A 9,031-nucleotide genomic window follows, 5' to 3' on the forward strand; every position below is an offset into this window, starting at 1 on the left:
GTTATGGCTGTTGTAATTCAACGACTTCCGCCACATACTCTTCTTGGGCTAAAGCCAAAGTTTGATTTTCAAGTTAGGAGGCAGAAGGCTTTTATGGAACCCACGTTTAAAAACGTGGGATTGAAGCAAGGATGCCTTGTGTCTCATGCTACGCATCTCGACACAAATATTTTTATACTAATGGGCTTTAGACCCACAAAAGACAGTTTTTATTAATACTTCTTTCCTTCTGCCCTCTGCCCTCTGCCCTCTGCCTTTCTTTGTAAAAATATTCTATTTAATGCCCTTGGATTTGGCGTTGTACATTTTTTGGTGTGGTTGTTAAACGCCAGTTGCTTTAAGTCGGAAAACCCGTCCAAGGCACTGGCTACTGTTGACAGTTAAGCCTCAGCGGTCAACAGTATGAGCGAGCAATTTAAAAGCCTAATAGTTTATTATATGAGTACCATGTTGCTTTAAGCTCCACAAATATTTTCTTGGCTTGCTAAATATTACGAGAGTTTTTCTCATAGGGTACACAGGGAGATTTTAGATTTGTGCTACCCACAACGATTGTTAACGCAGGTGGGATGGGGTTAGTCCGGCGTGAAACAAAACCATCTCAAATCCGTCTTGAAAAGCTTTGAGTGCCAATTTCCGTCATTCAATTTTTTCGCAAAATCTAGAATTGCTACGGTCAATAAGCCTTTATTTTTCGTTACAGTTGGGATAATAATCAAAGTGTGAGGATTGATACTAAATGCGAGTATTGCTGGTGTATCCAATATTTCCCAAAACCTTTTGGTCATATGAAAAAATTTTGGAATTAGTCGATCGCAAGGTTTTATTACCACCTCTGGGTTTAGTAACAGTAGCAGCAATTCTGCCCCAAGAATGGGAATTTAAACTCGTAGATCGCAACATTCGTCCAGCAACAGAAGCAGAGTGGGCGTGGGCGGATCTAGTGATCCTCTCAGCAATGATTGTCCAAAAACAAGATTTACTCGACCAAATCCAAGAAGCAAAGCAGCGCGGTAAGTTGGTTGCAGTGGGCGGCCCTTACCCGACTTCTGTACCCCACGAAGTCCAAAATGTCGGTGCAGATTTCCTCATTTTGGATGAAGGGGAAATCACATTACCGATGTTTGTTGAAGCAATTCAACGGGGAGAAACTTCTGGAACTTTCCGCGCTACAGAAAAACCAGATGTCACAAACACACCAATACCCCGCTTTGATTTATTAGAATTCAATGCTTATGATATGATGTCTGTGCAATTTTCGCGTGGGTGTCCCTTCCAATGCGAGTTTTGTGACATTATTGTTCTCTACGGCCGCAAACCACGTACTAAAACGCCGTCTCAACTGTTAGCAGAGTTAGATTACCTCTATGAACTAGGTTGGCGGCGGGGTGTGTTCGTAGTGGATGATAACTTCATTGGCAACAAACGCAATGTGAAATTGTTGCTTAAAGAATTAAAAATTTGGATGGCAGAACATCAATATCCGTTCCGATTTGACACTGAAGCTTCAGTTGATTTGGCACAAGATCCAGAACTGTTAGAGTTGATGGTGGAATCGGGTTTTGCTGCGGTATTTTTGGGCATTGAGACGCCAGATGAAGACAGTTTGCAATTAACCAAAAAATTTCAAAATACCCGCAATTCTTTAATTGATGCTGTGCAAACCATCATCAAAGCTGGATTGCGTCCAATGGCTGGATTTATTATTGGATTTGATGGCGAAAAATCCGGTGCAGGCGATCGCATTGTCAGGTTTGCAGAAAAAGCAGCAATTCCTTCAACTACTTTTGCCATGTTGCAAGCGTTACCCAACACTGCCCTGTGGCATCGCCTGAAAAAAGAAGGACGACTCCGAGAAAATCAAGATGGCAACATCAACCAAACAACATTGATGAACTTCGTACCCACTCGTCCTTTAGAAGAAATTGCCAGAGAATATATTGAGGCGTTTTGTACTTTATACGACCCAGTTAAATATTTGGATCGTACTTACCGCTGCTTCTTGATGATGGGTTCGCCCACTTGGAAAGCACCAGCCAAAACGCCAGAGTGGGTAGTTGTGAAAGCCTTGTTACTTGTGATTTGGCGACAAGGAATCAAACGCGAAACCCGTTGGAAATTCTGGCATCATTTATTTAGTATTCTCAAACGTAACCCCAAAGTTTTTGAGCATTACCTCGCCGCTTGTGCCCACAACGAACATTTTCTAGAGTATCGCCAAATTGTCCGCGACCAAATTGAAAGTCAGTTAGCAGAATATCTGGCGCAGGGTGAAGAAAAGCCCTATGTACCAGTTAAGGAAAAAACTGAAGCGGTAGTCAGGTAAGGGTGAGCGAAAAAAGGTGTGGGGAGTGTGGGAAGTGTGGGGAGTGTAGGGAGTGTGGAGGGTAATTTTTTGGATACTTAGCTAGAAATCCCACACAAAATTTCGTTCACCCGTCAGGTAATGAAACTGAAAATTGTTGATTGTTGATTGTTGACTGTTGACTGTTGACTGTTGACTGTAAACCGGAGCCACTGAGGTCTTGGAGTTTTCCCAACGGTCAACAACAACCCCTCTAATAGACTTCTAAGAGAAGTCGGGAAAAGGGTAAAAAAAGCACTTTTGCAACAAGTCTAATGACGAATTGGAATTGCGATCGCAAATTCTGTTCCTTGTCCTAGTTTGGAGTAACACTCCAATTTACCACGATGTTTTTCGGTAATAATTTGATAGCTAATAGACATTCCCATACCCGTACCTTTACCAACGGGTTTGGTAGTAAAAAATGGATTGAAAACCTGTTTTTGAACTTGTTCTGGCATCCCTAAACCGTTGTCAGCGATGGCAATTTTTACTCGATTACAATCAATTAATGCGGTATCAATCGTAATTGTGGGTAGAAAATTTTCATCATCTTTGCTTTGTTCCAAGGCATCAATAGCATTTACCAAAATATTCATAAACACTTGATTTAATTGTCCAGCGTAGCATTCTACTAAAGGTAAGTTGCCATAGTTTTTGATAACTTGAATTGCAGGAAAATTGGGCTTTTCTTTGAGGCGATGTTGCAAAATCATTAAAGTACTATCAATACCTTGGTGAATATCTACTTCTTTAAATTCAGCTTCATCCATCCGTGAAAAATTACGCAGAGATAAGACAATCTGACGGATGCGTTGGGTTCCGATTTTCATGGAATGTAAAATTTTTGGTAAATCTTCTTGAATATACTCCAGGTCAATTTCTTCAGGTAAAATCATCTGTGCTAAGTTGTAGTCTTGCGGTAAATTTGTAGGGTAGCAACTACTGTTTTGTAATTCACCTTTGTGACTGAGTTGATATAAATGAATTAAGTGTAATAAATCTTGGATATGTTCTTCCAGGTGACTGAGATTACCGTGGATAAAATTTACAGGATTGTTGATTTCATGGGCAACACCAGCAACTAGTTGTCCAAGACTCGACATTTTTTCTGCCTGAATCATTTGGGTTTGGGTGCGTTGCAGTTCTTTTAAAGCTTGAGCCAAATCTGAAGCTTGTTGTCTGAGTTGAGCCTCGATTTGTTGCCGTTCGCGAATATCACGGGCAATAGTTGACAAAAATTCAATCTGTCCTTGCTGATTTTTATGGGCAATTATTACTTGAGAAACCGGAATTTTTTCATCGTTGCGACTCCAAAATATAGATTCTCCAGACCAAATTCCTTCTCGAAGTACTGTAGGAATAATCTCATTTTGTAATTCATGAGATCTGATAATTTCACTAATATGAAATTTATTACTTTCCGCAGCTGAAATTCCTAAGATTTTTTGACCTGCGGTGTTGAGATAACAATTATTTCCAGCGACATCAGCCATACCTACAATATCACTTGTGGCTTCCAAAATTGCTATTAATCGCCTTTGCTCTTGTTCTGCTCGTTTTTGCTCGCTAATATCTCTGATTACTGAAAGAGCTAGGGATTTGCCATTATACTCAAAGAGTTTACCTGTAACTTCTATATCAAAATTAGTACCATCTTTGCGAATGTCTACAACTTCAGTGTGAAATACATTTCCCATCTTAATTGTATTGACGAACTCCTCAAATTTATGGACATAATCTCGATGGATGTAATCTTGGGGATTTAATTGTAAAAACTCTTCTAAAGAATAGCCATGCATCTGGCAAAAAGCTGGATTGGCTGCGACAATCTTACAAGTATCTAAATCAACAATATTGATGCCATCATTAACAGTTTCAAAAATACTGCGATACTGGGATTCTTGTTGGGTGAGGGCTGCTTGAACTACTTTACGCTCGTTAATATCTCTAGCTACACAAACAACAGTATTCTCATTCATTGGTGCAATGGACGCCTCAAACCAAACTTCTCCATCCGCAACGGGTAAGCTATATTCTAGTTTCACTGTTTGTTTAGTTTTTAGTGTTTGTTGAATACAGTTGAGGAAAGAGTCTGCAAACTTAGATGGTAAAACTTCATGCATAGTTTTACCTAGTAATTCCATAGGTGGTAGATATAGTAAAGGCGCACTGCTAGGAGCAATTTTCAGGTAGCGTCCTTCTGCATCGAGGATGATAATTACATCTTGTATAGCGTTAAATAATGCTAGTAATTCTGTTTGAGAAGCTTTGAGGATTAATTCTGCTTCATAATTATTTTGTAATAGTTGTTTTGATTCTTGAAGTTCCTGTTTTAGTTGCGTGATTTCGGTATGGAATTCAGTAGCAGATTTTGCCATTTGTTGCTTTAACTGTGCATTTTGCTGGCGAAGAAAAAGTATTTCTTGTTCGAGTTCTTCAGGGTACATGACTTGTTTCTCCTACTTAGTGTTGAACTGGAATTAAGATTGCAAATTTGACACCTTTGTTTGGAGAATAATCACCACATTTTTCTACTATAAGTTGTCGAGCGATCGCCAATCCTAAACCTATACCTTTACCAACAGTTTTAATAATAAATAAATTGCCAATAAAATTTTTCAGCAACTTGACAACTACTGCTAATGAATCAGTATTTCCCACCATTCCATCGACTATACTTGTGCAATCAGCAAAATATTCTCTCATTAAAAAATATTCGGCAATACTCAGCATAAAGCTAAATCTTCAAGACCAAATTTAGTATTCCCATATAGAGAAAATATTATCAGGGACTTCCAAGTAAAAAATATTTCATTACTATTGTTGACTGTTGACTGTTGACTGTGAACCGTCAACAGAAACCAGTGCGTTGGACGAGTTCCCCGGCTTCAAGCAACTAACGTTCAACGCATTAACTGGAATAATATCATGTACGCATAATTAGTTATGATTCCCACAGCCATTGCACCCTCCCCGAAGTTCGGAAAGGGGAGACAAAGCGTAGCTTTGGCTCTTTGGGGTTTTTCGGGTTTAATAAGTAATCAAGCGGACATGATATGATTTATTTTTTAGAATTCCCTGATGATGCATAAACTTTTATGCCTTGAATGCTAACATTCAAAGGCAGATTAAAGAAGAATTCAGAAGTTAGAATGGGCTACGCTAACAACAGTCAGAATCAATCATCCACCACTCGCACTTAGGTAAATTCTGAATTCTGGCCGCTGAAGCCAATATTGCTGTTTTGAGAACTTGAGATTTTAGCTAAAATGATTCTTCTAGGCATACTACAAAAAGTATAATAATTTAAGTTAGTGCATCCCTTTGTTTTATCTTCACCTGTTTCCAGTGTCAAGGAATTTTGCAATTTTATTCTAGATAATCCACGGGAAGAGATGAATTAACATTGTTATCTGCAACTATCGGGCGGTTACCGTCTATATCTAGAGTATCTTGAACTTTAAACTTACTCTTAGCGATGGGACGTTGGCCGTCTAAGTCAAGAATACTCCCAACTTCTAAATTACTAGGGTCAATTGGGCGTTTACCATCTATATTTAGCGTGTCATGGTCTTCAAAAGCGCTCTTAGCAATGGGGCGATGACCATCTATATCAATTGTTTGATCGCCAAGATTTTCATTTTTGGCAATTGGGCGCTGACCGTCTATATTAATAGTTTCCTGAATGTCAATGTTGCTTGCATCAATTGGACGTTCGCCATCTACATTAATTGTTTTAGTTATTTGTTTGGTTTCCTTAGATGATAAACGCATATCAGTCTCGGTATTTTCTGTATGCTTAACTGAATTATTTTCACTTTTATTGACTTTATTTGTGTTATTCATGTTTCTATTTATTTCTGATTTCCAGAGAATGATGATTGTTTAAAGACCAGTAAAATTCAGATTGATGCCAATTTGAGATTTTAAATCAAAACATTTTTTCTTCAACACCTTTACTACAAAAGTATTGCGAGAAATCTCAAAATTCATTAAATTATGGTATGAAAGTAGAATCACAAAATCTTCTACCACAGAATAGAATCTATCTCTGACTTGAGAGATATCTTTTATGACTTACGCAAAATAATGAAAAAACGTAGACGCGGAGGACACAAAGGACACGAAGTAAAGAGGGTTTCAGAGAGTTTTTGCGTAAGTCCTATCTTTAATAGACAAGAGAGATGAGGAGGATGTAGCTTTAGCTTCTCTTTGGGAGACGCTAGCGCTAACCCGCAGGGTGGGAAATGAGGGGAATAACTTATCAGTCAACAGTCAACAGTCAACAGTCATCAGTCAACAGTCAACGATAAAAATGATAGCGGGTGACTCATATTAGCAGCAAAACCCAAAATTCCCCGATCGCGATGTTCGTAAAGTAATTGGCCTTTGGAATCAAACAGAAAAGTTCCACCACGCTGAGTTAAGTAGGCAGAATTAGGTACATAGGTGCGCCAATTGCTGAGAACTTCCACCATATTCCGTAGGCGTAGAGTGGCTAATTCAAAGGGACGTTGAAATCCAGTTCCGCCAGCTAATTGGAAAAATGAACCTTTAAAAGCAGGTAGAGGGGTAGCTTGAATAATTTCCTCATCTTCAATGAGTTGAGGGGCTTGACGATCTCCTGTGTATCCTCGAAACACTTCTTTGAGGGTTCCTGGACTTCCAAATCCTGCACACATTAACAGCAGATTTAGCCAAGCTTTCTGGGATGGAGAAAGTCCAGGGATGGGAAGATTCAAACCTGAATAAAGCTTGAGTTGTTGATGTAATTGTGCATTGGGTTCAACAAATAAATTTTCGGCTGGAAATCCTGTATATTCAGAGAATTTGATTCCAGAAGCGCGATCGCCAATTCCCACTGCGCGAATAGCCAGTTTTTCAGGAGGTAATTTTTTTAGTTCGCGCTGTAACCACCAGGCATATTCCAGACTATCAAAATCCCCAAGTTGCGCCCAAACTAAAATCAGGATGTGTGAGGCAATTTCGCAATTTTCTAGTAAGGGTCTGGTCATGCCATCACTAACACGCTGAAGTTCGCTCTGATTAAAGATAGTGTAGGGATTCATGACCATAAATTAACTATTATTTAGCTATCCAAATTTTAATCCAAAAACCAGAGATTTCTTTTATGCAGACTTCCAAGTGCCGTGGAAACTAGGGGGAATGACACTAGGTAATCCAAGTTTGCAAACTGGTTCTGCGTCCAAGCGATCGCTATCAAATACCCAAATTTCACCACCATGAGAATTACCATTAGACCTGCCTTAAAAATAGGGAACGGGGAACAGGGAAGAGGTATTTTAATTGTTCCTTGTGAGCGCCGCTCATGGAGTAAGAGAGCAAAAGTGCTTTTTAGACTCTTGTGGAAAAAGGTTAAAGGGGAAAGGGGAAAGGTAAAATACCAAACCTTTCCCCCTTTCCCCTTCCCCTTTTCCCTACTTCTGCAAGGTAGACATCTCAAATTTAGCGATATTTGCGTCAGCGTCCTTGGTTTTGGAGCCTTAGACCCAGTGTCAACAAGTAACCTGAGTCCATAAGTTCTAGTCTATACCCTGGTGTAAAGTCCCATGATTTCATCTCTAGATAGACCAATAGAAGTATTCCTTTCTATCTTCCGGGTATAACTTCAATTCTCTAAGATGAATCTACCTTTGGAATAAGTCTACAGAATGGATAGAAATATTTTTTTTTAAAACATCTACAGATAGAAGAATTTAATTATTTAAAAAACTATTCTATAAACATTGCAAGTCCAACCAAGTTGGTTAACGCAATAACCAAGAAATAATTAGTTAATTTAGGAGCAAATTATGAGTCTCGAAGAAAGAGCAAAAGCTGTTGCTAAAAATATTGAAGGTAAAGCTCAAGAAATAATTGGCGATATCACTGGCAACCCTGATGATAAGGCTGAAGGTCAAGCCAAGCAAGTAGAATCACAGGTTCGTCACACAGTTGAAAATGTCAAAGATGAAGTTAAAAAAGCTGTAGACTAAACTTAAGTCTATCTTGGCATAAGGTTAAAGTAAAATCATAATTTACTAAACCTTATCCATACTCTATAGCAATTTCATTTCATTGATGAAAGCTAGAGTAACTTTGTAAATTCTTGTTTCTCGTTGCGTGTTCCCTGTTTTCGCTTCTCTACCTTTATGAGTAATTTTGCAACTCATTTAGGATTGCCATAGTTTTTCTATATTGGTGTTGATTCAGTTGTAATGCAGAAATTTACAACTGAATCAACTAAAAAATAGAAAGCTTAAAACCAGATTTTGATAATACCACTGCCAAAATAATTTTTTAAACCATCCCTGAATTTTTGCTGAAAGGTTCTAACTCATGATTAATCTATTATTTACTCATCTTTTAACAGACATATCTGTGACATCAGAAGCTAGCTCTAGCTACTCTGCTATACTCATCGGATTATTTGTAGTCGGCTTTATTGCTGCTGTGAGCATAGGCTCTATTGCTTGGTATAATTCCAAACGTCCTGTAGGTTGGGAAGACAAACAGCGTCCCGATGTTGTTCCCAATATAGATAAGTAATCAATTATTGCCTACATCCTCCTAAGTCTAAGTGTTTTTTTTAGTGTTCAATGGATTTTACCAGCGAACACTATTTTTTTGTTATGTAATAAGGGATGGGGCATGGGGCAAGCGGGGAGTGTGGGAGGTGTGGGA

At 38.7% G+C, this 9,031-nt stretch carries 8 protein-coding genes and 1 pseudogene; 4 read left to right on the forward strand and 5 right to left on the reverse strand.

The annotated features are described in order from the left end of the window. Together GNE10_RS35570 and GNE10_RS27435 are read left to right on the forward strand one after the other, a co-directional pair. Nucleotides 1-216 (forward strand): hypothetical protein (locus tag GNE10_RS35570; RefSeq protein WP_221643015.1); only part of this gene is annotated, 216 nt, incomplete at its 5' end. A gap of 523 nt (nt 217-739) precedes the next feature. Then, nucleotides 740-2,326 carry a B12-binding domain-containing radical SAM protein gene (locus GNE10_RS27435; RefSeq protein WP_185568724.1) on the forward strand — a complete coding sequence of 529 codons (1,587 nt, stop codon included), beginning with the start codon at nt 740-742 and terminating at the stop codon, nt 2,324-2,326. A gap of 290 nt (nt 2,327-2,616) precedes the next feature. Here the strand turns inward: GNE10_RS27435 and GNE10_RS27440 are convergent, their stop codons facing one another. The 5 genes and pseudogenes from GNE10_RS27440 to GNE10_RS27460 all read right to left on the reverse strand — a co-directional run. Beyond that, nucleotides 2,617-4,794: a PAS domain S-box protein gene (locus GNE10_RS27440; protein WP_185568727.1), complete on the reverse strand. Its 2,178-nt coding sequence runs from the start codon at nt 4,792-4,794 to the stop codon at nt 2,617-2,619. A 16-nt stretch (nt 4,795-4,810) separates the two neighbouring features. Continuing rightward, nucleotides 4,811-5,080: a HAMP domain-containing histidine kinase gene (locus GNE10_RS27445; RefSeq protein WP_185568730.1), complete on the reverse strand. Its 270-nt coding sequence runs from the start codon at nt 5,078-5,080 to the stop codon at nt 4,811-4,813. 636 nt (nt 5,081-5,716) lie between these two features. Beyond that, on the reverse strand, nt 5,717-6,193 hold the full coding sequence (locus GNE10_RS27450; RefSeq protein ID WP_185568733.1) for a hypothetical protein: 477 nt from the start codon (nt 6,191-6,193) through the stop codon (nt 5,717-5,719). 446 nt (nt 6,194-6,639) lie between these two features. Continuing rightward, nucleotides 6,640-7,416: a peroxiredoxin-like family protein gene (locus GNE10_RS27455; protein WP_185568736.1), complete on the reverse strand. Its 777-nt coding sequence runs from the start codon at nt 7,414-7,416 to the stop codon at nt 6,640-6,642. Nucleotides 7,417-7,476: 60 nt separating this feature from the next. After that, nucleotides 7,477-7,605, reverse strand: a pseudogene (locus GNE10_RS27460) (carotenoid oxygenase family protein); the annotation flags it as partial. Between the two features lie 555 nt (nt 7,606-8,160). Between GNE10_RS27460 and GNE10_RS27465 the strand changes: the two are divergent. Both GNE10_RS27465 and psb35 read left to right on the forward strand, forming a co-directional pair. Then, nucleotides 8,161-8,343 (forward strand): CsbD family protein, encoded by a 183-nt coding sequence (locus GNE10_RS27465; RefSeq protein ID WP_099067787.1) that lies wholly within the window; start codon nt 8,161-8,163, stop codon nt 8,341-8,343. Nucleotides 8,344-8,686: 343 nt separating this feature from the next. Beyond that, a complete protein-coding gene (psb35, locus tag GNE10_RS27470; protein ID WP_099067786.1) occupies nt 8,687-8,896 on the forward strand; it encodes a photosystem II assembly protein Psb35 in 210 nt (69 codons plus the stop codon). The last annotated feature ends 135 nt before the right edge of the window (nt 8,897-9,031 follow it).

It is taken from the genome of Nostoc sp. 2RC (assembly GCF_014222165.1).
In the GTDB taxonomy this organism is placed as follows: Bacteria; Cyanobacteriota; Cyanobacteriia; order Cyanobacteriales; family Nostocaceae; genus Nostoc; species Nostoc linckia.

What these genes read in the sequence shown, in the direction of transcription:
- GNE10_RS27435 (WP_185568724.1), top strand. Translation starts at nt 740, where the DNA reads ATGCGAGTATTGCTGGTGTATCCAATATTTCCCAAAACCTTTTGGTCA.
- GNE10_RS27440 (WP_185568727.1), bottom strand. Translation starts at nt 4,794, where the DNA reads ATGTACCCTGAAGAACTCGAACAAGAAATACTTTTTCTTCGCCAGCAA.
- GNE10_RS27445 (WP_185568730.1), bottom strand. Translation starts at nt 5,080, where the DNA reads ATGCTGAGTATTGCCGAATATTTTTTAATGAGAGAATATTTTGCTGAT.
- GNE10_RS27450 (WP_185568733.1), bottom strand. Translation starts at nt 6,193, where the DNA reads ATGAATAACACAAATAAAGTCAATAAAAGTGAAAATAATTCAGTTAAG.
- GNE10_RS27455 (WP_185568736.1), bottom strand. Translation starts at nt 7,416, where the DNA reads ATGAATCCCTACACTATCTTTAATCAGAGCGAACTTCAGCGTGTTAGT.
- GNE10_RS27465 (WP_099067787.1), top strand. Translation starts at nt 8,161, where the DNA reads ATGAGTCTCGAAGAAAGAGCAAAAGCTGTTGCTAAAAATATTGAAGGT.
- psb35 (WP_099067786.1), top strand. Translation starts at nt 8,687, where the DNA reads ATGATTAATCTATTATTTACTCATCTTTTAACAGACATATCTGTGACA.